This window comes from Burkholderia sp. AU33803, assembly GCF_002223095.1.
Taxonomy (GTDB): Bacteria; Pseudomonadota; Gammaproteobacteria; order Burkholderiales; family Burkholderiaceae; genus Burkholderia.
In genome coordinates this window covers 628,290-654,122 of the sequence record NZ_NKFJ01000005.1, presented here as the reverse complement: position 1 = coordinate 654,122, position 25,833 = coordinate 628,290, and the positions used below count along the sequence as shown (strand labels likewise).

At 59.1% G+C, this 25,833-nt stretch carries 18 protein-coding genes; 11 read left to right on the top strand and 7 right to left on the bottom strand.

Annotated features, from left to right (window positions below; translation table 11 throughout):
• Window positions 1-63 precede the first annotated feature (63 nt).
• Window positions 64-1,149 (bottom strand): AI-2E family transporter, encoded by a 1,086-nt coding sequence (locus CFB41_RS14810; RefSeq protein ID WP_174973068.1) that lies wholly within the window; start codon window positions 1,147-1,149, stop codon window positions 64-66.
• 250 nt (window positions 1,150-1,399) lie between these two features.
• The gene (gene uvrA, locus CFB41_RS14805; RefSeq protein WP_089456948.1) at window positions 1,400-4,285 is read right to left on the bottom strand and encodes an excinuclease ABC subunit UvrA; all 2,886 of its coding nucleotides are present in this window, start codon (window positions 4,283-4,285) and stop codon (window positions 1,400-1,402) included.
• 274 nt (window positions 4,286-4,559) lie between these two features.
• Between uvrA and CFB41_RS14795 the strand changes: the two genes are divergently transcribed.
• From CFB41_RS14795 to CFB41_RS14775, 6 genes are all read left to right on the top strand, one after another.
• Entirely contained in the window at window positions 4,560-5,747 is a 1,188-nt protein-coding gene (locus tag CFB41_RS14795) for an MFS transporter (protein WP_089426342.1), read from the top strand.
• A 102-nt stretch (window positions 5,748-5,849) separates the two neighbouring features.
• A complete protein-coding gene (locus CFB41_RS14790) occupies window positions 5,850-6,407 on the top strand; it encodes a single-stranded DNA-binding protein (RefSeq protein WP_059233184.1) in 558 nt (185 codons plus the stop codon).
• 162 nt (window positions 6,408-6,569) lie between these two features.
• Complete coding sequence (locus tag CFB41_RS37460; RefSeq protein ID WP_179250047.1) at window positions 6,570-7,535, top strand: site-specific integrase; 966 nt, start codon at window positions 6,570-6,572, stop codon at window positions 7,533-7,535.
• A 966-nt stretch (window positions 7,536-8,501) separates the two neighbouring features.
• A complete protein-coding gene (gene tssI, locus CFB41_RS38615) occupies window positions 8,502-14,489 on the top strand; it encodes a type VI secretion system tip protein TssI/VgrG (protein ID WP_089456947.1) in 5,988 nt (1,995 codons plus the stop codon).
• The gene (locus CFB41_RS14780) at window positions 14,486-14,887 is read left to right on the top strand and encodes a hypothetical protein (RefSeq protein WP_059831114.1); all 402 of its coding nucleotides are present in this window, start codon (window positions 14,486-14,488) and stop codon (window positions 14,885-14,887) included. The genes tssI and CFB41_RS14780 overlap by 4 nt, the downstream gene beginning before the upstream one ends.
• A 22-nt stretch (window positions 14,888-14,909) precedes the next feature.
• Window positions 14,910-15,176: a PAAR domain-containing protein gene (locus CFB41_RS14775; protein WP_089456946.1), complete on the top strand. Its 267-nt coding sequence runs from the start codon at window positions 14,910-14,912 to the stop codon at window positions 15,174-15,176.
• 769 nt (window positions 15,177-15,945) lie between these two features.
• On the opposite strand, the gene CFB41_RS37455 is transcribed toward CFB41_RS14775, so the two are convergent.
• On the bottom strand, window positions 15,946-16,272 hold the full coding sequence (locus CFB41_RS37455) for a hypothetical protein (RefSeq protein ID WP_144029933.1): 327 nt from the start codon (window positions 16,270-16,272) through the stop codon (window positions 15,946-15,948).
• A 240-nt stretch (window positions 16,273-16,512) separates the two neighbouring features.
• Complete coding sequence (locus tag CFB41_RS14770; RefSeq protein ID WP_089456945.1) at window positions 16,513-17,907, bottom strand: amino acid permease; 1,395 nt, start codon at window positions 17,905-17,907, stop codon at window positions 16,513-16,515.
• A gap of 383 nt (window positions 17,908-18,290) precedes the next feature.
• Here CFB41_RS14770 and CFB41_RS38125 point away from each other — a divergent pair, with 383 nt between their 5' ends.
• From CFB41_RS38125 to CFB41_RS14760, 3 genes are all read left to right on the top strand, one after another.
• Window positions 18,291-18,440 (top strand): hypothetical protein, encoded by a 150-nt coding sequence (locus tag CFB41_RS38125; protein WP_179250023.1) that lies wholly within the window; start codon window positions 18,291-18,293, stop codon window positions 18,438-18,440.
• Between the two features lie 472 nt (window positions 18,441-18,912).
• Entirely contained in the window at window positions 18,913-20,061 is a 1,149-nt protein-coding gene (locus tag CFB41_RS14765) for a branched-chain amino acid ABC transporter substrate-binding protein (RefSeq protein ID WP_089456944.1), read from the top strand.
• Window positions 20,062-20,195: 134 nt separating this feature from the next.
• Entirely contained in the window at window positions 20,196-20,378 is a 183-nt protein-coding gene (locus CFB41_RS14760) for a hypothetical protein (RefSeq protein ID WP_105771023.1), read from the top strand.
• Window positions 20,379-20,553: 175 nt separating this feature from the next.
• On the opposite strand, the gene CFB41_RS14755 is transcribed toward CFB41_RS14760, so the two are convergent.
• From CFB41_RS14755 to CFB41_RS14745, 3 genes are all read right to left on the bottom strand, one after another.
• The gene (locus CFB41_RS14755) at window positions 20,554-21,441 is read right to left on the bottom strand and encodes a VOC family protein (RefSeq protein ID WP_089456942.1); all 888 of its coding nucleotides are present in this window, start codon (window positions 21,439-21,441) and stop codon (window positions 20,554-20,556) included.
• A 12-nt stretch (window positions 21,442-21,453) separates the two neighbouring features.
• The gene (gene epsC / locus CFB41_RS14750; RefSeq protein ID WP_218828685.1) at window positions 21,454-22,233 is read right to left on the bottom strand and encodes a serine O-acetyltransferase EpsC; all 780 of its coding nucleotides are present in this window, start codon (window positions 22,231-22,233) and stop codon (window positions 21,454-21,456) included.
• 134 nt (window positions 22,234-22,367) lie between these two features.
• A complete protein-coding gene (locus tag CFB41_RS14745; RefSeq protein WP_089456941.1) occupies window positions 22,368-23,279 on the bottom strand; it encodes a LysR family transcriptional regulator in 912 nt (303 codons plus the stop codon).
• Window positions 23,280-23,427: 148 nt separating this feature from the next.
• On the opposite strand from CFB41_RS14745, the gene CFB41_RS14740 reads away from it, so the two are divergent.
• Entirely contained in the window at window positions 23,428-24,297 is an 870-nt protein-coding gene (locus CFB41_RS14740) for an NAD(P)-dependent oxidoreductase (RefSeq protein WP_089456940.1), read from the top strand.
• Window positions 24,298-24,317: 20 nt separating this feature from the next.
• The gene (locus CFB41_RS14735) at window positions 24,318-25,829 is read left to right on the top strand and encodes an aldehyde dehydrogenase family protein (RefSeq protein WP_089456939.1); all 1,512 of its coding nucleotides are present in this window, start codon (window positions 24,318-24,320) and stop codon (window positions 25,827-25,829) included.
• Window positions 25,830-25,833 lie beyond the last annotated feature (4 nt).

The window sequence follows — 25,833 nt, the reverse complement described above, 5'->3', positions numbered from 1 at the left end:
CAAAAACGCCGCGCCCTTCACGGGGCGCGGCGTTTTTTTATCGCTGTTGGCGGGCGGGCTGCTTCAGATCAGCCGCAGCAGGTACAGCTCGCGCTTCAGGTACGCGTAGAAGATCGGCGCGGCGATCACGCCCGGCAGCCCGAACGCGGCCTCCATGATCAGCATCGCGAGCAGCAGCTCCCATGCGCGCGACTCGATCTGGCCGCCGATGATCTTCGCGTTCAGGAAGTATTCGAGCTTGTGGATGACCACGAGGAACGCCAGCGACGCGATCGCGGTGCCCATGCTGACCGACAGCGACACGGCGACGATCAGCGTGTTCGAGATCAGGTTGCCGATCACGGGCAGCAGGCCGACGATGAACGTGACGAGCACGAGCGTTTTCGACAGCGGCAGCCGCTGGTGGAAGATCGGCAGCGCGACGAGCAGGTAGATGCCCGTGAACACCGCGTTGATCGCCGAGATCTTGATCTGCGCGAACACGATCCGGCGGAATGCGTCGGCGAAGCGCGACACGCGCGTGACGAGCGCCGTGGACAGCGGCCGGCGCACCTTGCCGTGCTCGACGCCGATCGCGATCATCGCGCCGATGATCATCCCGAACAGCACGTGGCCGAAGCCGCGCGCGACGCTCTTGCCGCTTTGCTGGAGCTGATCCATGTGCGAGTGCATCAGCACGGCGGCCTTCGTCTTCATCTGCTCGACGTCGACGGGCAGCAGGTTCGCGATCCAGGCCGGCGTGCGGGCGCGGGTCTGCTCGACGATCTGCATCAGCTGGTCGAGCAGGCTTTGCAGGTTCGGCACCGTGCGCTCGAAGTGTTCGATGATGCCGATCGTCAGGCCCGTCAACGCGCCGACGATCGCGATCGACAGCAGCACGACGGCGACCCAGCGCGCGCGCATGCTCGTGGTATGGCGTTCGATCACGGGGGCGATCGTGTGGATCAGCTGGTAGACCAGCAGGCCGGCCAGCAGCCCGCCGAGCAGCTTGAGTTCGATCACGAGCCACATCGCGAGGATCGCGAACGCATAGCTGCCGATCTCGAGCGCCGACAGCTTCGGCAGGCTGAAGTCGCTCGTCAGCCGCACGCTGCGCAGGTGCGGTTCGCGATTCTGCGCATCGCGCGACGAGTCTGGTTGCTTCTCCATCGTGGATTCCTGTCGTTCGTGTGTCATGCCGCGGAATGCGCGGCAGAGCCGTGTTCGCCCGGCGCCGCACCGGATTGGTGCGTACGGCGAACCTTACGACCGTAAAGTATAGCTGCCATTATGGTCCGCAACGGGGCCGTTTGGCGCGTGGTGTAAACGCAGGAGGGAAAACGAGAAGGGGCCGGTTCGGCGGTGCGCAAGGGCGCGCGGCCGGGCGGCCGCGCGCGGGAGGGCAGGCAGGCGCGACGCGTCAGCCGGCCGCGACTTTGCGGGCCGTGCGCTTGAGCAGCGGCGCGAGATATTTGCCGGTAAAGCTCGCCTTCGTTTTCGCGACCTGCTCGGGCGTGCCCTGCGCGATGATCTGGCCGCCGCCGGCACCGCCTTCGGGGCCGAGGTCGATCACCCAGTCGGCCGTCTTGATCACGTCGAGGTTGTGCTCGATGATCACGACCGTGTTGCCCTGGTCGCGCAGCCGGTGGATCACTTCCAGCAGCAGGGCGATGTCGTGGAAGTGCAGGCCGGTGGTCGGCTCGTCGAGGATGTACAGCGTGCGGCCGGTGTCGCGCTTGGAGAGCTCGAGCGACAGCTTCACGCGCTGCGCCTCGCCGCCCGACAGCGTCGTGGCCGACTGGCCGAGGCGGATGTAGCCGAGGCCGACGTCGAGCAGCGTCTTCAGCTTGCGCGCGATGACCGGCACCGCGCTGAAGAACTCATACGCGTGCTCGACCGTCATGTCGAGCACTTCGCTGATGTTCTTGCCCTTGTACTGCACTTCGAGCGTTTCGCGGTTGTAGCGCTTGCCGTGGCACACGTCGCACGGCACGTAGACGTCCGGCAGGAAGTGCATTTCCACCTTCAGCACGCCGTCGCCCTGGCACGATTCGCAACGGCCGCCCTTCACGTTGAACGAGAAACGGCCCGGATCGTAGCCGCGCTCCTTCGAGGTCGGCACGCCCGAGAACAGCTCGCGGATCGGCGTGAACAGGCCCGTATACGTGGCCGGGTTCGAGCGCGGCGTGCGGCCGATCGGCGACTGGTCGACGTTGATCACCTTGTCAAAGTGCTCGAGGCCCTCGATCGCCTCGTGCGGCGCCGGCTCGGCCGACGAACCGTACAGGTGGCGCGCGACCGCGTGATACAGCGTGTCGTTGATCAGCGTCGACTTGCCGGAGCCCGACACGCCGGTGATGCAGGTCAGCAGGCCGACCGGCAGCTCCAGATCGACGTGCTTCAGGTTGTTGCCGTGTGCGTCGATGATGCGCAGCATACGCTCGGGATCGGGGGCCAGCCGCTCGTCCGGGTACTCGATCACGCGTTTGCCGAGCAGGTACTGGCCGGTGAGCGACTGCGGATTCGACTGCACCTGCTTCGGCGTGCCCTCGGCCACGATCACGCCGCCGTGCTCGCCGGCGCCCGGGCCCATGTCGACGACGTAGTCGGCGGTGCGGATCATGTCCTCGTCGTGCTCGACGACGATCACCGAGTTGCCGAGGTCGCGCAGGTGCTTGAGGGTCGCGATCAGGCGGTCGTTGTCGCGCTGGTGCAGGCCGATCGACGGCTCGTCGAGCACGTACATCACGCCCGTGAGACCCGAGCCGATCTGCGACGCGAGCCGGATGCGCTGCGCCTCGCCGCCCGACAGGGTTTCCGCGCTGCGCTCGAGCGACAGGTAGTCGAGGCCGACGTTGTTCAGGAAGGTGAGGCGCGCGACGATTTCCTTGATGACCTTGTCGGCGATCTCGCGTTTCGCGCCGTCGAGCGACAGCCCGTCGAAATAGCCGAGCGCGTCGCGCAGCGGCCAGCCGCTGATTTCGAAGATGCCGCGCGCGTAGTCGCCCGTGCCGATCCGCACGTGGCGCGCTTCGCGGCGCAGGCGCGTGCCGTCGCACGACGGGCACGGCTGGTTGTTCTGGTACTTCGACAGCTCTTCGCGCACCGCGACCGAATCGGTCTCGCGGTAGCGGCGCTCGAGGTTCGGGATGATCCCCTCGAACACGTGCTCGCGGATCGTCGTGCGGCCGCGTTCGTTGATGTACGAAAACGGGATCGTCTGCTTGCCCGAGCCGAACAGCAGCACCTTCCGGATCTTTTCCGGCAGATCCTCGAACGCGGCGTCGATGTCGAATTCGTAGAACGCCGCGAGACTCTGCAGCATCTGGAAGTAGAACTGGTTGCGGCGGTCCCAGCCTTTCACGGCGCCGGCGGCGAGCGACAGCGACGGGTGCGCGACGACCCGCTTCGGGTCGAAGAACGTGATCTGGCCGAGGCCGTCGCATTCCGGGCACGCGCCCATCGGGTTGTTGAACGAGAACAGGCGCGGCTCGAGCTCCTGCAGCGAGTACGAGCAGATCGGGCATGCGAACTTCGAGCTGAACAGGTACTCGCGGTCGGTGTCCATCTCGAGCGCGATCGCGCGGCCGTCGGCGAGGCGCAGCGCCGTCTCGAACGACTCGGCGAGGCGCTGCTTCATGTCCGGGCGCACCTTGAGACGATCGACGACGACGTCGATCGTGTGCTTGTCGTTCTTCTTCAGCTTCGGCAGCGACTCGACCTCGTAGATCTTCGCGACGCCTTCGTTCGCGGCGCCGCCGCCCGAGCGCACGCGAAAGCGCACGAAACCCTGCGCCTGCATGTCCTCGAACAGCTCGGCATGCTCGCCCTTGCGGTCCGCGACGACGGGCGCGAGGATCATCAGCTTGGTTTCCTCGGGCAGCGCGAGCGCGGCGTCGACCATCTGCGACACGCTTTGCGCTTCCAGCGGGATGTCGTGGTCGGGGCAGTACGGCGTGCCGACACGTGCGAACAAAAGTCGCAGGTAGTCGTGGATTTCCGTGACCGTGCCGACGGTCGAACGCGGGTTGTGGGACGTCGCCTTCTGCTCGATCGAGATCGCCGGCGACAGGCCTTCGATCAGGTCGACGTCGGGTTTCTCCATCAGCTGCAGGAACTGGCGGGCATACGCGGACAGGCTTTCGACGTAGCGGCGCTGACCCTCGGCATAAAGGGTATCGAACGCGAGCGACGACTTGCCCGACCCGGACAACCCGGTAATCACGACCAGCTTGTGGCGCGGCAGGTCGAGATTGACGTTTTTCAGGTTGTGGGTACGAGCCCCACGGATGCGGATCTGTTCCATGAACCTGGCGAAAATGGAGGGAACCAAACCTGCTACTATAACGGCTTTTCGAGGCCGTCGTTTGGGGTCCCCAGCCTTAGCAGCAGGTGGCAGCAAGATGGCGCCTGCGCCGGGAAAAGTGGCCGCAGCGGCCGCGCCGCGCGGTTCCGGGCAGCCTGCGGGCGGCCTGAATCCTGCCCCGACGTGTTGCCGGCCAAGCCTCCCGGGCCGCTGGTCCTGATCTTCCGCCGCCCGGTGTCGGGCGGGCATTCCGATCATTCGAAATTCATTCCCGATGTCCAATCCGTCTGCCACGTCTTCCCGCATGACCGCGCCCGAATTGCGCGCGACCACGTCGCTCGCGGCGATCTTCGCGCTGCGCATGCTCGGCCTGTTCATGATCATGCCGGTGTTCTCGGTCTACGCGAAAACCATCCCGGGCGGCGACAACGTGCTGCTCGTCGGCATCGCGCTCGGGGCCTACGGCGTCACGCAGTCGCTGTTCTATATCTTCTACGGCTGGGCGTCCGACAAGTTCGGCCGCAAGCCGGTGATCGCGACCGGCCTCGTGATCTTCGCGATCGGCAGCTTCGTTGCCGCGTCCGCGCACGACATCACGTGGATCATCGTCGGCCGCGTGATCCAGGGGATGGGCGCGGTGTCGTCCGCGGTGCTCGCGTTCATCGCCGACCTGACCTCCGAGCAGAACCGCACGAAGGCGATGGCGATGGTCGGCGGCTCGATTGGCGTGTCGTTCGCGGTCGCGATCGTCGGTGCGCCGATCGTGTTCCACTGGGTCGGGATGAGCGGGCTGTTCGCGATCGTCGGCGTGCTGTCGATCCTCGCGATCGGCGTCGTGCTGTGGATCGTGCCCGATGCGGCCAAGCCCGTGCACGTGCCCGCGCCGTTCGCCGAGGTGCTGCACAACGTCGAGCTGCTGCGCCTGAACTTCGGCGTGCTGGTGCTGCATGCCACGCAGACGGCGCTGTTTCTCGTCGTGCCGCGCCTGCTCGTCGACGGCGGCCTGCCGGTCGCCTCGCACTGGAAGGTCTACCTGCCGGTGATGGGGCTCGCGTTCGTGATGATGGTCCCGGCGATCATCGTCGCGGAAAAACGGGGCAAGATGAAGCCGGTGCTGCTCGGCGGCATCCTGGCTATCCTGATTGGCCAATTGCTGCTGGGCAGCGCGCCGCATACCATCCTGATTGTGGCGGCGGTTCTTTTCGTCTACTTCCTCGGCTTCAACATCCTGGAAGCGTCGCAGCCGTCGCTCGTGTCGAAGCTCGCGCCCGGTTCGCGCAAGGGCGCGGCCACGGGTGTGTACAACACCACGCAGTCGGTCGGGCTCGCGCTCGGCGGCATCGTGGGCGGCTGGCTGCTGAAGCACGGTGGCGCCAATACGGTGTTCTACACGTGTTCGGGGCTCGTTGCCGCGTGGCTTATAATCGCGGCCAGCATGAAAGCGCCGCCGCGCAAGGCCTGAACTCATTTCGGGCAGGCACCGGCGACTTTCGCCGGCTTGCCCCGGCGGGCCGCACCGACAGCATGAGCGGGCGGCCCGGCATCGAATTTACTGGAGAAACACATGGCATCCGTCAACAAGGTCATCCTCGTCGGCAATCTCGGCGCCGATCCTGAAGTCCGTTACCTGCCGAGCGGCGACGCGGTTGCGAACATCCGTCTCGCGACGACCGACCGCTACAAGGACAAGGCGAGCGGCGATTTCAAGGAAATGACCGAGTGGCATCGCGTCGCGTTCTTCGGCCGCCTGGCGGAAATCGTCAGCGAGTACCTGAAGAAGGGGTCGTCGGTCTATATCGAAGGCCGCATCCGCACGCGCAAGTGGCAGGGTCAGGACGGCCAGGATCGTTACTCGACCGAAATCGTCGCTGACCAGATGCAGATGCTCGGCGGCCGCGGTGCGGGCGGCGGTGGTGGTGGCGGCGGTGACGAAGGCGGTTACGGCGGCGGCTACGGTGGTGGTGGCGGCGGTGGCCGTGGCGAGCAGATGGAGCGCGGCGGTGGCGGCGGCGGTCGTGCCGGCGGCGCAGCGCGTGGCGGTGCAGGCGGCGGCGCGCAAAGCCGTCCGAGCGCACCGGCAGGCGGCGGCTTCGACGAGATGGACGACGATATTCCGTTCTAGGAGGAACGTTAGTTCCTAGTGTAAGGATAGACCTGAATTTTCGAGCTAAATCAATGATTTAGCCCGGATTTTCGGGTCTTTTTTCGTTTACACATTTTTCGATCTAGGCGGAACATGCCTAATCGGTAAAAAATGGGCTCCGTTCGTCGAGTGGAGCCTAGCGTGACCCGATACGCAATTCGTGAAGTTCGTCTTGAAAGCGGCGAACGCGTTCCGTTCTTGGTGTACGGAGATCCGGTTGGGTTGCCGGTACCGGAGATTCTGGAATACACGCTAGCCAAGCTACGTGCTCGTGGGCTCCGACGTGCGAGCATTCGTCACAGGGTCGAAGCGCTCGGCCTGACACTTCAATTTCTCTCTGATCATCGCATTGACCTTGTCTTAAGAGCGAGCGATCAGATTTTCCTGTCCCTGAATGAGCTAGTTGCGCTGGCTGATCGGTGCCGGACACCCACCGGGAGCCGAGCAGCCAACTTAGTCGTTGGTTCCGCTTATGCAGCAGTTCGTTATGCAACAGCGGTCGATTACATGCTTTGGGTTTTCGAGCCGGTCATCGCTCGAATGTCTGAGGTAGCTGCACGGCACGTTGCACTTCTCGCATTACAAAGATTTGTAGTCCGTTCTCGCTCAGTTTCCCCGCGAGCGCGTGGCCGGAATTCGCAAACTGACGGTGAACGTCGTGGCCTCCACGACGACCAGCGGGCGCTGTTTCTCAAAGTAATTCAACCTGATGATCAGGGTAATCCGTTCGATGCTAGGACCAGAGCGCGAAATCACGCTCTGTTGTTGATCGCGTTCAAGCTAGGTGTCCGTTCGGGGGAAGTGCGCGGTTTAAAAAAAGCAGATCTTAATCTCGATAGCGCGCCCGCCGAATTAACGATCATGCCGCGTTACCACGATCCTGATGACAAAAGGAGAGATCCGGCCGCAGCGAAGACATTGGGACGGCTGTTGTATATCGACGAGGAGCTTGCAATTGTATTGGAACGCTGGCTAGGAGAAAGAAGCAACAGAATGCTGTGGCCTCGAGCTCACCGGAACCCTTATGTCTTCGTGAATCGATACGGTGATGCCATGGAAGGGCGTGGATACAGAAGGATTGTACACGCCGGAGACACTACGCGCTGAATCCTTTTGCGGTTGTTAGGGGGTGTGCGCAAGACATATTTTTTGCCAGAACGATGGACGACTTGTCGAACACCAACCTTGATTCATCGGCTGGATGTTTTTATGTTGCAAACATCATAACCTTTGACAAGGATCTTTCCGACATTCTGAAAATCACCGCATTGCGTGCGCTAGGAATCAGTCGAAAAACGACGCATGTAGTCCCGGTTTACGATTCCCCTATTGAAACTTGGATGCAAACGCACTTGAGTCCAAATCGGCTCGACAGAATTCATCACATCTTTACAGAGGACGCACACAAATTGCGTGCCGCGCAGAGGGATCGAGGAATAATTGAGGAGGTTCTTAAAAGCGATCGAGCTCGGCTCGCAAAACTACTCGCCTTGCAAAAGAGCGGAGAAAGAATCTGAAATTGCCGTGGCATCGAGTTGAGCAATATCCAGTGTGTCGTAGTCGCCCATCGTCACCTGAATTCCCAGCGGGCGAGCCCGATTGCTCCGACGCAACGAGAGACAATCGAGCGTCCACGTGAACCTACCTCTGTCACTTGAAGCCATGGAATCGCCAGAAGTCATTGGAACGATTTTGGAGTCAATTCAATGCATTATTGCCGAATCGCATGATGGGCCAAACTTGAAGTGAGGCGGAGACCGAGCAAATGGCTACTTTGATCTGTTCCTACGCTCCGTGTGGCGGTGAGTTGCTTCATACGACGGACGCGCTGAACTGGACGTACGCCCGCTTGCGTGACTAAGTTGACGCGCACTGGTAAACAAGTTCCATCTCATGACGATGCAAAAAATGATATGGCACCGTTTATCTCGAAAAGTTTGCATTTCCTGACAGTCAGCATTCGGTATCATCGTATGATGATATGAATGCTCGCCACTTGGAGGGGGCATTTCGTTTGTGAGGGGGCGGGCCGCCTCCAAGTCCGGCTAGACCAACAAGACAGGACGATAACGTATGCCGCCGCTCTCCTTTGCCGAGATCGCGAAGCAATTCTTTGCGCTTCAAAATAACCGACTCTTCACGATCAAGACACCTCTGTCTGGACGGTCCGATCTCGTATTGACTGAATTTCGATGCGAGGAAGGGCTGGGCCAGTTGTTCGAAATTCAGCTCAAGCTGGCTTCGCAGGATCCGAACATCGAGCTCAAGAAGCTGATCGGAAAACCGGTCACAGTAACCCTGCAATTGACCGACGCGATCGCGAGCTCCGAGGAACGTTATTTCCACGGCTACGTGACGGATTTTGAGCACACGGGCATGGACGGTGGCCTCGCGATCTACGAAGCGACTGCTCGGCCATGGATCGCGTTCATGGATCGGCGGCAGGACATCAGAATCTTCCAAGAGCAAACGGTCGAAGAAATTCTGATTGCAGTATTTCAACGCTATCGAAAGTTCGGCGATGTAGAGATACGACTACAGAAACCGACCGCGAACCGCAGCTACTGTACGCAGTACAAGGAAACGGATCTGGCGTTCGCTTTGCGTCTCATTCAGGAAGAAGGGCTGTTCTTCTATTTCGAACACAAGAAAGATGCCCACACGCTGATCATTACCGATACGTCAACGAACGCCCAGCCGATCTCCGGGCGTAGTCCGATGCTGCGGTACTCGACCGACGAAATACTGGACGATGAACAAGTGGTCACGTCGTTCGTTGCGCGCCGGCAATTGACGTCCGGCAGCACGACGCTCAAAACCGGTGACTACAAGGCACCGGCTGCGAGACGCTTGGTCGAGCGCGACACTGGCATTAACCAGGGCGAAGTCGACAACTACGAGGTCTATGATTATCTGGGCGCCCACGGCTTCCCTGACAGTGACCGCGGCGAACAGTTGGCGAGGTTCCGCACTGAAGCACTCGCTGCACATAGCAAGTTTTTCGTCGGCGCCACTCATTGCCGGCGGATCGAGCCCGATCGCTACGTACAGATCGAGGCCCACTACGACCATGAACGCGCGCAGCCCGAGGATCGCCAGTTTCTGGTGACCTGGGTCCGACATCACGGTACGAACAACTATCAGGCGCAGCCCGGCGTCGCGACGTACGCCAACGAGTTCCGCTGCATTCGCAAGAAGATCCCTTATCGTCCGCTTCTGACGATTCCTCGGCCGGCTATTGTCGGTGTCCAGACCGCTACCGTGGTTGGCCCTCAAGGTCAGGAAATCTACACCGACGAACTCGGTCGCGTAAAAGTGCAGTTCCCATGGGACCGATTGGGCAAAAGCGATCAGGGTAGTTCATGTTGGGTGCGCGTCTCACAGCCGTGGGCGAGCGCAGGGTTCGGGATGATTCAGTTGCCCCGCATCGGTGACGAAGTCGTCATCGCTTTCGGTGATGGAAATCCCGATCGCCCTCTGATTATCTCGTCCGTCTACAACGCCCGGAATACGCCGCCGTGGAGTTTGCCAGCAAACGCAACGCAGAGCGGGATATTGACGCGCTCGAGCACGGGCGGTGACGTCAATACAGCCAATGCGCTTCGCTTCGAAGATAGGAAGGGACAGGAAGAAGTCTGGCTGCATGCGGAGAAGGATCAGCGTATCGAGGTCGAAAACGACGAGTCGCATTCGGTTGGTGTCGATCGACAAAAATCCGTTGGACAGGACGAGAAGGCGCAGATCGGCCGGAACTGGACGCTCTCGACCGGAGGCGTCAAGGTTGAGACGGTTGGGCTGGCATCGGTACAAAGCGTTGGTCTCGGCAAGATGCTCAACGTTGGACTTGCCTACAACGTCAACGTCGGCGGTCTGTTCTTGCGCAATGTCGTGTTGCAGATGGCGAGCACGGTCGGGATGAGCCGCACGGATCGCGTCGTAGAGGACTGGACCGCGCACGTAGGTCACACCTATACGGTAACGGTGCGCGGCAAGGCGGTCGGGGACGCAGTCAAGAAGGATCAGGAGGCGCCGCTCGATGTCTCGCCGGATTTCAGTCCGCAACTTCCGGATCACGTCACAAGCGCCGATAGCAACCAGATCAGGATTACAGATCAGGGCCAGGCGAGTCTGTCGGGTTCATCGACTGCGCAACTGATCGGCCCAGGGGGGACGGTTACGATTGATGCAGCAGGCATCCATCTCAAGGGCAAGGGTATTTATCTCGAAGGGCCGGTAACGCAAAGCGGCGGCAGCGCCAAGGGTCTTGCGCCCGTGACCGAGGCTGATTGCGCGGAGTGTGCCAAAAAGACCCAGTCGGCGCACCCTGTCGATGTAGCGACCGGCCAGAAACTGCTCACTCACGATGATTTCACGCTACCCGGCCGGGTGCCAATCCGCTGGAATCGGCGTTACCGTAGTGCAGACCAGCGGACGGGCAGTTTCGGTGTTGCTTGGAAGCTCCAGTATTCGACCGAAGTTCAACGGCAGACGACTGCTGGAATATCGAGGTTGGTCTATTTTGACCTCGACGGCCGTCAGTTGCATTTCCCGCTACTTGAGCTCGGCGAGGAATATTTCCATCCAGTCGAGAAATTCACGCTCGCGCGCCTTGACGATAACGAAAGCGGGCAGCGTTACGCGATTCGCTTCCCAAGCGGAATCATCGAAACATATGATCAGCATCCGGCTGACGCGATGTGTTGGCAACTTGCCCGGTATGAAACTCGGGATGGCCAAGCTCTGACGTTCGGTTATACGTCGACGGGTAGCCTCCGGGAGGTACGAAATAACGTTCATACGGTGACGTGCCAACACGATGAATCCGGCCGCATCACTGAAGTCCATTGGGTAGACGAGCACGGCGATTCAAAACGGAAACTTGCTGCATATCGCTACGATGAAAATGGTGACCTGATCCAAGCGATCGATCAGGGTAATCGAACTTGGCGGTACGCTTATCAGCATCACCTGCTGACCCGTTACGAGATGCCGGCGGGCGCGACCTTCGTGTCCGAATGGGACGGCGATACACCGCAATCGCGCTGCGTACGTACCTACGCATATACCCGAAACGAAGACGGCAAGCCAACAGTCACGCGCGACACACGCTTCGACTACCAGACGTCGGTTCGGATGACGCGTGTCACCGACATGCTTGGGAACGCAACGACGTATCGGTACAACGGGCTGTGGGCGGTCGACCAGATCACCTACCCAAACGGCAGCACAGAAACAACCGAATTCGACGAAACCGGCAACATTGTCGGGCGGACGGACGCGCTGGGCCGAACAACGCAAGCGGTATGCGATGCACAGGGTAGCCCGGTCGCAATTCGGGATGCCGCGGGTCACTTGACGCGAATCGAGTACAACGATCTGAATCTGCCGGTGCGCATCACGGATCCTGCCGGCCAGATCTGGCAGCGCGAGTACGACGCAGACGGACATCTTGTGAAGGAAATCGATCCGCTGGGGAATTCTGCAAGCACCGTATTCGAGAATGCCCTCCCGGTCACGCACACGGATGCTCTTGGTAACGTGACTCGTACTCAGTGGAACGAGGCTGGCCAATTGATCGCCCGTACAGACTGTTCGGGATTCACGACGCAGTATTCGTACGATGAGTTTGGTCGCCTAACCAGCCAGACGAACGCGTTGGGTCAAACGAGCAAATTCCACGGCAACGTCTCGGGAAAGCCGGCTGCCGTCGAACCCGCAGGGCTCGGCGTCTGGAAGACCGAGTACGATCAAGCGGGACGAGCAATTGCACATGTCGATCCACTGGGACGAACGACGCGTGTGACCTGGGATGAGTATGGCCAATCTGTTGGCGTCTCGGATCCAATGGGTGGTCGGACCTCGTTCCAATACGATGAGCTTGGACGGCTTGTTCGTTTGACGAACGCGAAAGGCGAGCACTGTACGTTCCGTTACGACGCTCAGGGACGTATCGTGGAGCAGACTGGATTCGACGGCCGTCGACAGCAGGTCGCATATAACGCTGCAGGCGAACAGATCGAGCAAATCGATTACGGCCAAGACGGGCAAATGCGCACAGTGCTGCTGTACGACAATCTCGGCCGTCCGATCGAGCGGCGCCTTGGCGATGGCACGAGCACGGCGTTCATCTATGACGAACGAGGTTTGCTCAAGCAATTGCACCATCGACCGGCAATCGGCGTCGAGTCACAAATCACTTACGAGTACGATGCCGCAGGGCGACGAGTCGCTGAGCTGCAAGCACACCACGGCCGCGTCTGGAGACTCCAGCATCAACTTGACGCGATTGGCAACCGCAGCCAGACCATGTTGCCGGACGGGAGCGTGCTGACTTGGCAGCGCTACGGCCGCGGACATATCCACGGATTGCTGTTGGATGGCGGGGTGCTAGCGAGCTTTGAGCGCGATGCATTGCATCGAACGATTCAGAGTACACAGGGACCGATCGCACAACTTTTCCAATATACCGATGCCGGTCAGTTGGCATCGCAACGATTGCAGGACCTCGACGAGCGCGGCGAGCCACGCGCAGAACCGCGACCGTGGCGCTCATGGGAGTACGACCCGAGCGGGCAATTGACCCGATTGGCGGACGCTTGGCGTGGTGACAAGCGGTACCACTATGATCCGCTCGCCCGCTTGATTGGTATCGCCCGAACAGGAGGGGAAGCAAGTGCTGAGGTGACAAACGAAGCGTTCCAGTACGATCAGGCAGGGAACCTATTGGCGCAAAGTGCAAATGGCGCGGTGTTGGAGTCCGCGGCTTTGATCGGGCCGAACGTGATCGGCGATCGGCTGTCTCGTTTTGTCGATGCGAACGGAGAGACGCGCACGCTATTCGAGTTTACTTACGACGGGCATGGCAACCGGATCGGACAGACGGTACAAGCTGGGCGAGAAGCGTCCCCTCCTCAACCTGCGTCGAGCCTGATTGGTAGGCTATTGTCGAGACAGGACTCTCCCGGCGGGCAGGAAATCACGGCCGCGCCACGCTCGACGCGATACTGGTACGACGGTGCGCATCAACTCTCAGGCGTTGAGCATGCTGACGGTACCCGAACCGAATACAGATACGACGCAATTGGCCGACGAATTGCGAAAATCCACACGCCTGCAAACGAAGCACCTCGAACGACGTTGTTCACTTGGGACGGCGATTGGATGCTGCAGGAAGTGTTGGCAGGTGCGTCGCCCCGAGACGATTCGGTGATTACATATATTCCGCATCCAGACCACAGGGGGCCACTGGCAAAGCTTGAGGGTGGTAAGCGCTATCACTATCTAAGCGATCATTTGGGCACGCCGCAAGAACTCGTAGACGACGAGCGTAAGGTGGTATGGGCCGTCGATCTCAAAGGCTATGGTCAAGCGCGGATGCATATTGCAGAGGAAATTGATAATCCGATTCGATTCCCAGGGCAGTATCGCGATCTGGAATCCGGCTTGTACTACAACCGATATCGGTATTACGATCCTCAAGTAGGGCGGTACATTAATCAAGACCCGATCGGGATTGTTGGTGGTATAAACAAATTTGCATATGCCGAATCGAATCCGGCGTCTGAATATGATCCGCTTGGGTTGTATACGCCAGGTAAGGATGGAGTTACCGGTGTTGACGCAGATGGAGTTCCGACGTTTGATGAATCGAATCCGAGATTCCATTCATACAATGTGGTTAATTCTTGTCAAAAGACGAATCCAAAGTGCAACTACAAGAGTGCAGTTGAAGGATTGCTTCGATATCCTGCTCCCGGTGCGTCGGGGGAACCCATCAAGAATGGACAGGAAAGCTTTGCGTTACCGGTAGGGTACGTGCATCATGTTGTCAAGGATGGTGGTGCGACGGTAATCAACGTTACCGAGCCAGGGCGCCACTTGCTCTCACCAGGGATTGTCAGGCGATGGGTATCGGACGACGGTAATTCAATCAGTATCCATACTTACGGCGAGGGAACCGGATATCTCCCGAAGATTAATGAATGGGCTGCTGATTCGTTGTGGGGTAAAGTCGATGCGAACATATTTAAATATATGGGGTGTCAAGGAGATAAAAAGTGAGATTCTCTGAGTTGCTTGGGGCGAGCTTGACAGCCGCAATTGTGGGCGGAGTGTTGATTGGGCTTCTTTCCATTCGGGACTTTGGGATTGTCTCGCTTTTGTTCGCCGTCGTTGCGTTTGTGGTTGCATTTTTTTCGGCAATGGTTTTGTCTTACCCGATGGCTTGGGTGAAGGCGGTGATTCCATCAGGCGCGATTTTCCCTGTGGTTATCATCGCTGGTGGAGTTGCGGCTGCACTTATTCTTGCAGTGCTCACGAAGGCATCGTGGGCGGACATGTTGGCGATCAACAAGATGTTGTTGCTGTATTCGGCCATTGGTGTTGTGTGCGCGATTTCTGCTTTTGGTTACATTGAGAGGTCCGTGATTTTTGAAGGACTACGTAAGTTATTCGGATAGATAGCGTGACGCGGAGGCTGCATTGACAAAGCCGATCATTCGCAAGGGTGATTCAACTGATCATGGCGGCTTGGTGCTCGAAGGCTTCGAGCGTGCTGACCTAAACGGTCGCCCACCGGCAGGTATTGGACACATGGTTGCGTGCCCGAAATGCAGTGGTGTCTTTCCCATTGTCCAGGGTTCGAACCAGTATGCGATAGATGGTCGACCGGTAGCGCTGGATGGGATGAAGACCGCGTGTGGCGCCGCGCTAATAGCGACTCAACAGACGTTTGTCGTGAGTAGTTGAATCTGACAGGCTCTTGCTGTCTGGGGAGCCGAGCTACCGTCACCAAATGCATGCCTGCAATACCGGCACGTCGATTGGGACTGGAGATTTGCAAGCTGTGCTCAATGACGAGGCGCTAGTGTAGCGTTCGACACGGGGATCCTGCAGGAGCGCTTGATCTTCGACTGAACCCTGCCAAAAAGCGATCGCTACGCCGAGAGCATGATGCGCTTGTTATCGTATACCGTTGCCTATAGGATATGAACCTTGAGCGACGTAGTCGATTCGGTGGTGAGCAGCCCGCCGTTCGAGACGCGAGGGTTCACGATTTCGATCGCATCGGTCATCGTACAAAGGGCTTGCCTAGTCTTTGCTGGACGGTTCGTTACAAGTGGCCATCATCGTTCATTGGAATTTGTGGCGCTTCAAGAGGTTGGCAGATTTTTTACAGTGGCATGTTCCGCTAACCGTTCTAAGAGGAACGTTAGTCCCCAGTGCAAGGATGGACCCGAATTTCTGAGCTAAATCAACGATTTAGCCTGGAGCTTCGGGTCTTTTTTCGTTTGCACATTTTTCGATCCAGGCGGAACGTGCCTGATCGGCAAAAAATGGGTTCCGTTCGTCGAATGGAGCCTGGCGTGACCCGATACGCAATTCGTGAAGTTCGTCTTGAGAACGGCGAACGCTTACCTCTGTGGGTGCATGCGGACCCACTGGGTTTGCCGGTTCCAGAGATCGTGGAATATGCCATCGCGAAGCTACGTGCGTGTGGGCTTCGACGCAGGAGCATTCACCATCGAGCCGAAGCGTTCGGGCTGCTTCTCTTTGAGCGTTGTATGAGCGCGGCAATTGACAAGCGTTCATGCGGAGGTGCACTGAAATTTCCCTCGGCTCTTTGATGTGCTGAAACGAGTTCGTCAAGCGGTGCAGTCTGCAGCTGGTTGTCATGGCGTTCGAGCAATCTGGCCGTAACCGGAACCAAGTCCGCTTTCATGCTCCATCCGGTGTTGGCGCGAGCGCGTAAGGCGAGTTCACCGAGCATCACGTCGGCAGTGCTAAAAACGGACAATTCGCCTTTGCCGAATCCGGCGTCGAAGAGGTAGAACGACGCGAACATCGTCCGAACAATTGTGCCCAAATGAAATGCCGTGCCGTGCTCAGTACGTAGCGTGGAAGCAAAGATGGTTACGAAGCGATAGATCGATTAGCGCGTGTGTTGAGAGACGAGCTACTCTGCTGAGATCGGCTCCCCGAGTATTCGATACCATTGGAATAAGCGATTTAACCGACCCTATTTCTTATTCGCTCAGCCGACACATTTTCCTGCGTGGTGTGGCTGAGCGGTTCATGGCTTCCGTTATCGGGAAGCTACCTCTTTGGCGCGAACATCGGCGGATGCGCGACTATAGCCTCGCACGTAGTACAGCACGACGAGCAAGGCAATCCACGCTGGACCGACGATGAGCGCAATCTTGGTGTCGGAGTGAAATGCCATGACGATCAGCACCGCGACCAGGAATAGTCCTGCGAGATAGGACGTGTACGGGAAGAAGGGTACCCGCAACGTCATCCGGTTCACCTCGCTTCGCGACACGGACTTTCGGAATCCGATCTGCGCAAGCAGAATGACGCCCCATGTCCAGACCGAACTGAACGCGGAAATCGCACTCAGCCACGTGAACACTTCGGTCGGGGCCAAATAGTTGAGCGCCACGCCAACGAAGAGAAGCGCCACGGATATCAGAATCGCCCGACGTGGGACCCCATTGTCGGACGTGTTGGCTAGCGACGCGGGAGCCTGACCTTGCTGCGCCAGATTGAACAGCATACGGCCGGTGCTGAAAATGCCGCTGTTGCAAGACGACAATGCAGCAGTTAGAACGACAAAATTCACGATGCCGGCTGCAGCGGGAACGCCCATTCTGTCAAACAACATGACGAAGGGACTTCCTTGGCTGCCGATTTCGTTCCACGGGTAAATGGCCATGATGACGAACAGGGCGCCGACGTAGAAAATCAGAATCCGCCAGAACACCGAGTTGACTGCGCGTGATAGCGACTTCTTCGGATTTTTCGCCTCGCCTGCTGTCAGGCCAAGCATTTCGATCCCACCGTACGAGAACGCGACCATCGGTAACGCCAACATCAATCCCGAGAGACCATGGGGGAAAAAGCCGCCGTTCGTCCAGAGATTGTGAAGACCCGTGGCGACGCCGCCATTTCCGATGCCAAAGAAGATCGCGCCGAAGCCAGAAACGATCATCAGAATGATCGTCGCGACCTTCACCAGCGCAAACCAGAATTCGAGTTCGCCGTACATCTTCACTGCGATGAAGTTGATGCTGCCCATGAGTACGAGCGCGGCCAAAGCCCATATCCAGTTCGGTATGTCGGGATACCAGACATGCATGTACACGCCGACAGCAGAAATCTCGGCCATGCAAGTGACGATCCACATGAACCAGTACGTCCATCCAGTCAGGTATCCCGCTAGCGGGCCGATGTAGTCACGAGCGTATCGACTGAATGAGCCGGAAACGGGATTGTGTACAGCCATCTCACCGAGGGCACGCATGATCACGAAGATCGCGAGACCGCAGACAACGTAGGAAATCAGGATTGCAGGACCAGCGAGCTTGATTGCGGTCGCCGATCCGAGAAATAGCCCGACGCCGATGGCGGCACCGAGTGCCATGAGGCTGACGTGTCGCTCCTCTAGGCCGCGGTGCAGATCATCACCTGAGTTCTGCATTGGGTGTCTCCTGGATGGGGGTTGGGATTGGACTCAGTAAGAGTGTCGATGCCGGCTGCACAGCCGATGTCTATTGCGATACATCGGTATGAAGTTCGACGCTTCGTTCGATCTGTCTACGTGGGTGATGAGTCTTACCAGCCAAAAAGGCACCGGGAACGCGAGCAATGGACCTTTTTCGTTCTGAAAAATAGAACGCTTATTTGGACGCCACTTGGAGAGTGTGTTCGGAGAATCAGATTTCTCGGGAGAGCCGGCGATGCTGTTCGCGCGTTGCCGTCACCGCAACAATGCGATTGTCGATAATCCATTGGAGGAGTACATGGCGGGCGCCCCGCATTTTTGATGAACCGCATCGGTTGTTTCGACCTTCGAACGCAAGCATGTCGCACGGCGACAACCCGCCGAAGACCCGCTCCGGCAAGATCATGCGCCGCCTGCCGCGCTCGCTCGCGAAGGGCGAGGCGATCACGCAGGACACGTCCACACTTGAGAACCCCGCGATCCTCGCGCAATTGCAGCGCTCGAAGTAGATGCAAATTGGGCGGCGCGATTCCTATGGGGTGGCGTAAGTCACCCTTTTTCGTTCCGCGTCGTTAAACGCGATACGAGTCCGAAATGATCGACTCAGACGCTTGCACAACAGGACTGCAACCCGCGGATGTTCGATCAGGTTTACCCGAGCGCTCGCCTGGCTACGAAGCCGTCGAATCATCCTACGTTTTTGGCAGGCTCCGCCCGATAAGGTGCCTCCGTCCCGAGTCTGAACACTCGACGAGTGTTCTCAAAAACAGAACAATCTCGACGAGTCGATGCTATTGGCGAGCTAATTTGGCGCGCAGACACTGAATTTGCGCGCCGGGACATGCGATCGAGATCTACCGGGATCGTATCCGTCAGGGGAGTAGATCAATTCTGGTTGGACGCGTTCAGTCCGGAATCAATTTTATACGGATTCCTTACTATCAAAACCTTCGCACTACACGTTGCGGTTGGAGAAAGGCAATGAAACTTTCGAAATCAGTTGCATTTGTCAGCGGTGCCATGCTTGTGTGCGCGTCCGGCGTCACGAGCGCGCAGGAGGACACGGTGGTGAAACTCGGGTTCGCCGGACCGTTGACGGGCCAGAATGCCAACCTCGGCAAAGACGTCGAACGGGGCGCTCGAATGGCCGTCGACGACCTGAATGCCAATCCGCCGGTGATCGGCGGCAAGAAGGTGAAAGTTGAGCTTCAGGTCGAAGATGATGGAGGCGATCCGCGTCAGGCCACCCAAGTCGCGCAGCGTCTCGTTGACGCCAAGGTCAGGGGGGTTGTCGGGCATTTCAACTCGGGCGCGACGATTCCGGCATCGAAGATCTATTACGACGCCCGTATTCCCGAGATCTCGCAGTCGTCCACCAACCCGAAGTACACCCAGCAGGGCTTCGACACGGCCTTCCGCCTGGTTGCCAACGATGGGCAACTCGGTTCGGTTCTGGGCAAGTATGCCGTCCAGAAATGGGGCGCAAAATCCGTCGCGGTCATTGACGATCGAACCGCATACGGACAAGGCATTGCTGATGAATTTCTGAAATCCGCCACGGCCTCCGGCGCGAAGCTGGTTTCTCGGCAGTACACGACCGACAAGGCAACGGACTTTCGCGGTGTCCTGACTGCGGTGAAAGGCGAAAGTCCTGACGTCGTCTTCTACGGCGGAATGGATGCGCAAGGCGGCCCGATGATCAAGCAGATGCAACAGCTCGGGATGGTGTCGAAGTTCATGGGCGGCGACGGTATCTGCACCGGAGAGTTGCCTAACCTCGCGGGAACGGCGCTCAATGGTCGACAGGTCATTTGCGCGGAGGCGGGCGGAATCACGTCGGAATACGAGCCGGGGATGGAGAACTTCAAGAAGCGCTTCAAGCAGAAATATGGTCAGGATGTGGTGATCTACGCGCCGTATGCATACGACGCCATCATGATTCTGGTTGATGCAATGAAGCACGCCGGCTCGTCCGATCCGGCGAAGTACCTTCCGTATCTGAAGAAGACGGACTACAAGGGTGTCATCGGTGAAACGCGCTTCGATTCGAAGGGCGATCTGCAAAACGCAACACTGACGCTCTATACGTTCAAGGACGGCAAACGCGAAAGCCTGGGCGTTCAACATTGAGACCCTGGCCGCGATGCGCGTTGCGCTCGCAGTGTTTCCACTTTTTCAAAACAAACAGCGCTCTGCGTCCTCGCCTTTGTTATCGACAAGGGCAAGGGCGCGTTTTTTTGAGCATGTTCCCGATTGAATCTGCAATGGGTCTCGCCCGCTTCGCCGGGCTCGCGATCCTGGGTACCTGCGGCCGGGAAGACACTGGCCGCAGGAGTGACGGATGGATATCTCTATTCAGCAGATCGCGCGCGATCCTGTCGAAGCCGAAGCCGAAGCTGCTGCTGCTCGACGATCCGAAGGTGCGGGCTGCTTACCTGGGCGAGTAGCGTACCGGCGCTGGCTCGCGCTGACGTCCAGTCCTGGCGCACGCGCGGACGAGGAGAAAAAAGTGCAGCCCGGCGAATGGCCGGGATGCACTCAAGCCCAAGTCTCTCAGCATGAACAACATTTGCTACAACAGCGTCCAGCAAACCTCACATGCGCCGAGCGGATTGATGCGTATTACTGGACGAACTCGATGATCGTATTGCCGGCAGAGTCGGGCGTCACGGCGATACCCTTCGATGTTCTTCCATACTTGACCGCATTCTCGGCAAGTATCTTCTCGGTCTGTCCGAGGTCCCGGACACGGAGTTGCAGCGCGATACCGTGCGGCTTGTCGGTGTAGCGGGTCGGGAGGCCGACTGACGCGAAACGCTCTTCGGCCTGCGTGGGTGTGAGGGCAACCACACGCCCACATCCGGTATCGGCTTCGACGTGACCGTCGACTCGCGACGTTTGATCCGCGCCAAAGAGTCTCGACCATCTCTCTTCCAGGAGATCGAGATCCGGCGTGATGTAAACGACTTCATCAACAGCGATAGCGCCGTTCGGATGGTTTTGCCAATCCTTTCTCCAAATGAATTCCGGACGATGTTGTTGGCAGAGGAAGTTGGATGCGTCGCCAAGCTCCGTGTCCATCACCATGCCGAGCGATACGACGGCCTCATCCGGTTTTCTGTCCGGCGTTGTGATTTTTCGTCGAAACTCGACCCGTTGTTGGACCGGCAAGCCGGTTGCCTTGACTGCAGCGAAATCGGCATCGATGTCCTTGCTGTGCAGCGCAAGCAGTCCGAGTCCTTCGGAGCGCTCCAGAAATTCGCCCAGTGTGCGGCCATAGCAGAATCCGTTGACCTCGCCGGTGCCGAATTTCGATGGATCGTCGATCCCGATGACCTCGATGAAATTGTTCTCGAACATCATCAGCGTGAGAACCGAACCCCACGGGTGGTACGAGATCGGGCTCGGAGCAAAACCGAGACGCTTGTACTGTTCCACGGCTTTCGGGTGGTCTCTCACCGAAACGACAGGGTGATCGATACCGAGACGGTGCTGGTTCGGAGGAATCATCCGGGGTGACCTTTATTTGGCGGAAGGGGCGGTGATCGCGGCGTAGGACGCCGAGACCGGCTTGATAACCTTGGCGGGAACGCCGGCGGCGACCATGTTGGCCGGAATCGACTGGCGCACGACGCTACCTGCGGCGACAACCGCGTTCTCGCCGATCTCGATGTTGCCGAGGATGAGCGCATGGGCCGCAAGCGTGGCGCCGCGCCTGACCTTGGGATGACGATCACCCGCCTCGGCAAATGTGCTCCCGAGCGTGACGCCATGCCAGATGCTGACGTCATCTTCGACTACGGCCGTCTCGCCGATTACGATTCCCATCGCGTGATCGACAAATAGTCCCTTGCCGATCCGTGCCGCAGGGTGAATGTCGACGTTATAGATCCTGGCGCACCAGTTCTGGAGAAGCACGGCGAACGTCCGCTCGCCTTCAACCCAGTATGCGTGGGCTACGCGATGAAGTTGTATCGCGAGAATGCCCCGGAAGCTGAGAAACGCGGAAAGTGCATTCGGACACGCGGGATTCGCGCTGGCAATTTTGTGAATGTCTGCGGCTGCGCTTTCATCGATTGCAGCTGACGCGATCGTCCGTTCGAACTCAGCCGAAAAGTCGGGCAGTGAACCATCCATCGTCATGAGATTGGCTGCAAGCAGCGCGGCCAATGCCTGTCCCAGCGACGGGTGCCCGAGTACGGCTTTTTGATAGTACGGGCGCATGGCTGGGCGGGCGGTCGCTTCCCGTTCGGCCTCAAGCTCGATTGTTTGCCAGACGGTATCGTGAATGTGCGTGTCCAAAGTCGTTCTCCTTTACCGCAAGTGTGGGCTCGCCAAAACCGACCGCAAATGCCGCGGATATACCTTTTTGTTCTAAAAATTAGATGGCAGTTCGCGAAGTCGTCCGATGAACAGCTGCCCAACGTACTGTCGTTTCACCGAAATGCGCGCATTTGCGAGTGCATGAGCTGAAGCATCTTGTTCGAAGCGACCGATAGCTTCCGCCCGACACGGGTAACGAGGTGCGCCTCCGCCTTGGCGAGGATCGGATGGTCGATAGCGATAGCAAACAGCTCGCCGGCATCAATCTCGGTCGACACCGCGAACGCGGGAAGGCAAACAATCCCTAACCCGGACTTGACGAACTGTTTGAGTATCGTGATGGAGTTTGTTGTCACGACCGGATCGAATCGGATCTTTTCGGCAAATTCCACCGCCTCGAGCATCTGACGGGTGCCGTACGACGCGTGAGTCGCGGCGAGCGGATAGGACGCCAGTTCTTCGACGGTCATGGCTTCGTCCCGACCGCGGCGTGGAAAATCTGGGCCGACGATTGCCATCATCGGTTGCAATTTCGACGCCCTCGACACGATCTTGGGATCGAGAGGCGGGTTGTAGACGAGCCCGATTTCGCCTTCGTCCTCGGTGACTTTACGCATGACGTCGTTGGTGCCCGCGAGATCCAGGTTGACGCGGATTCCAGGGTATTGCTTGCAGAACGTCTGCATGGGGCCCGCGAGCATGTCCGACACGAACCCTTCGCCGAGCACGACATTGACGTGGCCGGTTCGCAGCCCCCTCAACTCCTGCAACCTCGAAAGCAGATCGTCCTTGTGGGCCACCTGCTCGCGGAAGTATTCGATCACGAGCTGGCCGGCTTCCGTTGGCTTGACCCCTCGGGCGTGACGCTCGATCAGGACGGCGCCGAGCTCCCCTTCGAGCAGGCCGATTTGTCTGCTGACTGCAGACGGTGCGACGTTCAGCCAGTCGGCCGCGGCGCGGATCGTCCCGCAGCGGACAGCCTCGAAAAAGTACACGATCCTGCTTTCCGTCAGATTTTCGACCATGGATCACCGTTCTAATTTTTGGAACATTTCTGAAATTGGCGTTGATTGATTATAGGTCTCCAGAAGTCCACTATGGAATCCCGAACAGTCACAACGATGTGGAACTTCCACAAAGGCGGGCTGCGAAATCAAATACGGAGCACGAAATATGAAAACGGTTGGTGTGATTGGTCTGGGCAATATGGGTCGCGGTATGGCTCTGTCGCTGAAGCGTGGCGGGTACGACGTCCTGGGGTTCGATGCCACGCCGGGCGTTGCCGCGGCCTTGCAGGCCGAAGGCGTGGTCGCATCTGCGTCGATTGCGGAAATCACGCGAAATGTGGACGTGCTCATTCTGTCGCTGCCGACTTCCGACATCGTCGAAAAGGTGGTCCTCGGAGAAGGCGGTGTTGCCGCGAATGCGCGACCAGGCCTGATCGTGGTTGACACCACGACTGCCGAGCCGGCCAGCACGCGGAAGGTCGCGGCGGCGCTCGCCGAAGTCAAGGTCGGACTGGTCGATGGCCCCGTCAGCGGCGGCCCGAAGGGCGCCGCGACCGCGACGATGACGATGGTGCTCGGTGGTTCGGATGCCGACGTTGCTGCTGTCGAGCCGGTCCTTGCCGTCATGAGCGCGAAGCGCGTCCACGTCGGTCCCGTCGGGGCGGGGCATGTGACGAAGATCATCAACAACATGCTGACTGGCGTGCATCTGCTCGCGACGAGCGAGGCGGTCCGTGCCGCCGAGGCCGCGGGCGTGAACCCCGAGAAGCTTGTCGAAGCATTGAACGGCGGATCGGGGCGCAATAGCGCAACGCTGACGAACTATCCGACCTGGATCTTCAACGGCAAATTCGATTCCGGATTCACGATGAAGCTGATGCGCAAGGACGTGCGCCTTGCGATGGACATGCTGCGCAAGCTCGACGTCACGGCACCGATCGCAATCGAAGCTGGCCGCCTTTGGGCCGCGAGCGTTGAATCGATCGGCGACCAGCAAGACTTCAACCGGATCGTGGAATTTACCGAAAAGAACTGACTGAATTCAGGAGCATGGACATGGAAAACCAGGCAGCACAAAACCTTCTGGCCGCATTCGCGTACTTCTTCCCGAATGCTCAGACCATCGGATCGTACGTCGGTGGTCAACTGATCGAAGGTGCCGGCGAATCGATCCAGTTGTACGACGCAGCGACCGGCAAGCCGAGCCTCGTCTACCAGGATGGGGGCGCCGCCGTCGTCGAACTGGCGGCTCAGGCGGCCGAGATTGCACAGAAGCAGTGGTGGTCGCTAACACATGCAGCGCGCGGACGGGTGATGTTCGAGATCGCGCGCGAGCTGCGCAAGGAAGTCGAGCAAATCGCACGCCTCGAGTCGCTCGGTTCCGGCAAGCCCATTCGCGATTGTCGCGGCGAAGTGGCCAAGGTCGCGGAGATGTTCGAATACTACGGCGGCTGGACAGACAAGTTCTACGGTGACGTCATTCCCGTTCCGACCTCGCATCTGAACTACACCCGTCGGGAGCCGGCGGGCACGGTCCTGCAGATCACGCCGTGGAATGCCCCGGTGTTCACCTGCGGATGGCAGGTTGCCCCGGCCATCGCGATGGGCAACGCCGTCCTGCTCAAGCCGTCCGAGCTGACACCGTTCACTTCCCTGGTGGTCGGCCTCATCGCCGAGCGCGCGGGCCTGCCGAAGGGGGTGATCAACGTGCTTTCGGGTTATGGGCATACCGTTGGTCAGGCTGCCATTGCACACAAGGTCGTCAAGAAAGTGGTGTTCGTCGGCTCGCCGGCAACCGGTGCACGGATTGCGGAGTCGGCCGCGAAGCGTGTGCTGCCTTGCGTGCTCGAACTGGGCGGAAAGTCCGCGAACATCATTTTCGGTGACGCGGACCTGAAGCGCGCGGCGCTGACGGCACAGGCGGCGATCTTCGCGGGCGCTGGCCAAAGCTGCGTTGCCGGCTCGCGATTGCTCGTCCAGCGCTCCGTCTATGACGAGTTCGTCTCGATGGTCGCGACCGGCGCGAAGAAGATCAAAGTCGGCGACCCGCTCGACGACAGCACCGAAGTCGGCCCGATTAACAATCGCAAGCAGTACGACCACGTCATGTCGATGATCGCGCGTGGCGTCGAAGCCGGCGCCACGCTCGCATCGGGATCGACTGACGTGTCGGACGGCGGTTACTTCGTGACCCCTACCGTCTTGGCAAACGTCACCAATGAAATGGATGTCGCGCGCACCGAGATCTTCGGTCCGGTCGTCGCTGCCATTCCGTTCGACACGGAAGACGAAGCCATCGCGATTGCCAACGATACTGAATTCGGTCTCGCCGGGGCCGTGTGGACGACCGATGTCGGCCGTGCGCACCGGGTGGCCGCACAGGTGAATGCCGGCACGTTCTGGGTGAACGGATACAAGACGATCAACGTTGCGTCTCCGTTCGGCGGGTATGGTCTCAGCGGCTATGGCCGATCCAGCGGCGTCGAGGCTCTTTACGAGTACACGCAGACGAAGAGCGTGTGGGTCGAAACGGCGAAAGAACCGGCGACTGCATTCGGCTATCTGTAAGGCG

Excerpts from the sequence above, each read along its gene's own strand:
- CFB41_RS14770 (WP_089456945.1), bottom strand. The coding sequence starts at position 17,907 with ATGCAGAACTCAGGTGATGATCTGCACCGCGGCCTAGAGGAGCGACAC.
- CFB41_RS14760 (WP_105771023.1), top strand. The coding sequence starts at position 20,196 with ATGGGTCTCGCCCGCTTCGCCGGGCTCGCGATCCTGGGTACCTGCGGC.
- CFB41_RS14810 (WP_174973068.1), bottom strand. The coding sequence starts at position 1,149 with ATGGAGAAGCAACCAGACTCGTCGCGCGATGCGCAGAATCGCGAACCG.
- tssI (WP_089456947.1), top strand. The coding sequence starts at position 8,502 with ATGCCGCCGCTCTCCTTTGCCGAGATCGCGAAGCAATTCTTTGCGCTT.
- CFB41_RS14755 (WP_089456942.1), bottom strand. The coding sequence starts at position 21,441 with ATGATTCCTCCGAACCAGCACCGTCTCGGTATCGATCACCCTGTCGTT.
- CFB41_RS14740 (WP_089456940.1), top strand. The coding sequence starts at position 23,428 with ATGAAAACGGTTGGTGTGATTGGTCTGGGCAATATGGGTCGCGGTATG.
- CFB41_RS38125 (WP_179250023.1), top strand. The coding sequence starts at position 18,291 with ATGTCGCACGGCGACAACCCGCCGAAGACCCGCTCCGGCAAGATCATG.
- CFB41_RS14765 (WP_089456944.1), top strand. The coding sequence starts at position 18,913 with ATGAAACTTTCGAAATCAGTTGCATTTGTCAGCGGTGCCATGCTTGTG.
- CFB41_RS14735 (WP_089456939.1), top strand. The coding sequence starts at position 24,318 with ATGGAAAACCAGGCAGCACAAAACCTTCTGGCCGCATTCGCGTACTTC.
- CFB41_RS14790 (WP_059233184.1), top strand. The coding sequence starts at position 5,850 with ATGGCATCCGTCAACAAGGTCATCCTCGTCGGCAATCTCGGCGCCGAT.
- CFB41_RS37455 (WP_144029933.1), bottom strand. The coding sequence starts at position 16,272 with ATGTTCGCGTCGTTCTACCTCTTCGACGCCGGATTCGGCAAAGGCGAA.
- uvrA (WP_089456948.1), bottom strand. The coding sequence starts at position 4,285 with ATGGAACAGATCCGCATCCGTGGGGCTCGTACCCACAACCTGAAAAAC.
- CFB41_RS14795 (WP_089426342.1), top strand. The coding sequence starts at position 4,560 with ATGTCCAATCCGTCTGCCACGTCTTCCCGCATGACCGCGCCCGAATTG.
- CFB41_RS14745 (WP_089456941.1), bottom strand. The coding sequence starts at position 23,279 with ATGGTCGAAAATCTGACGGAAAGCAGGATCGTGTACTTTTTCGAGGCT.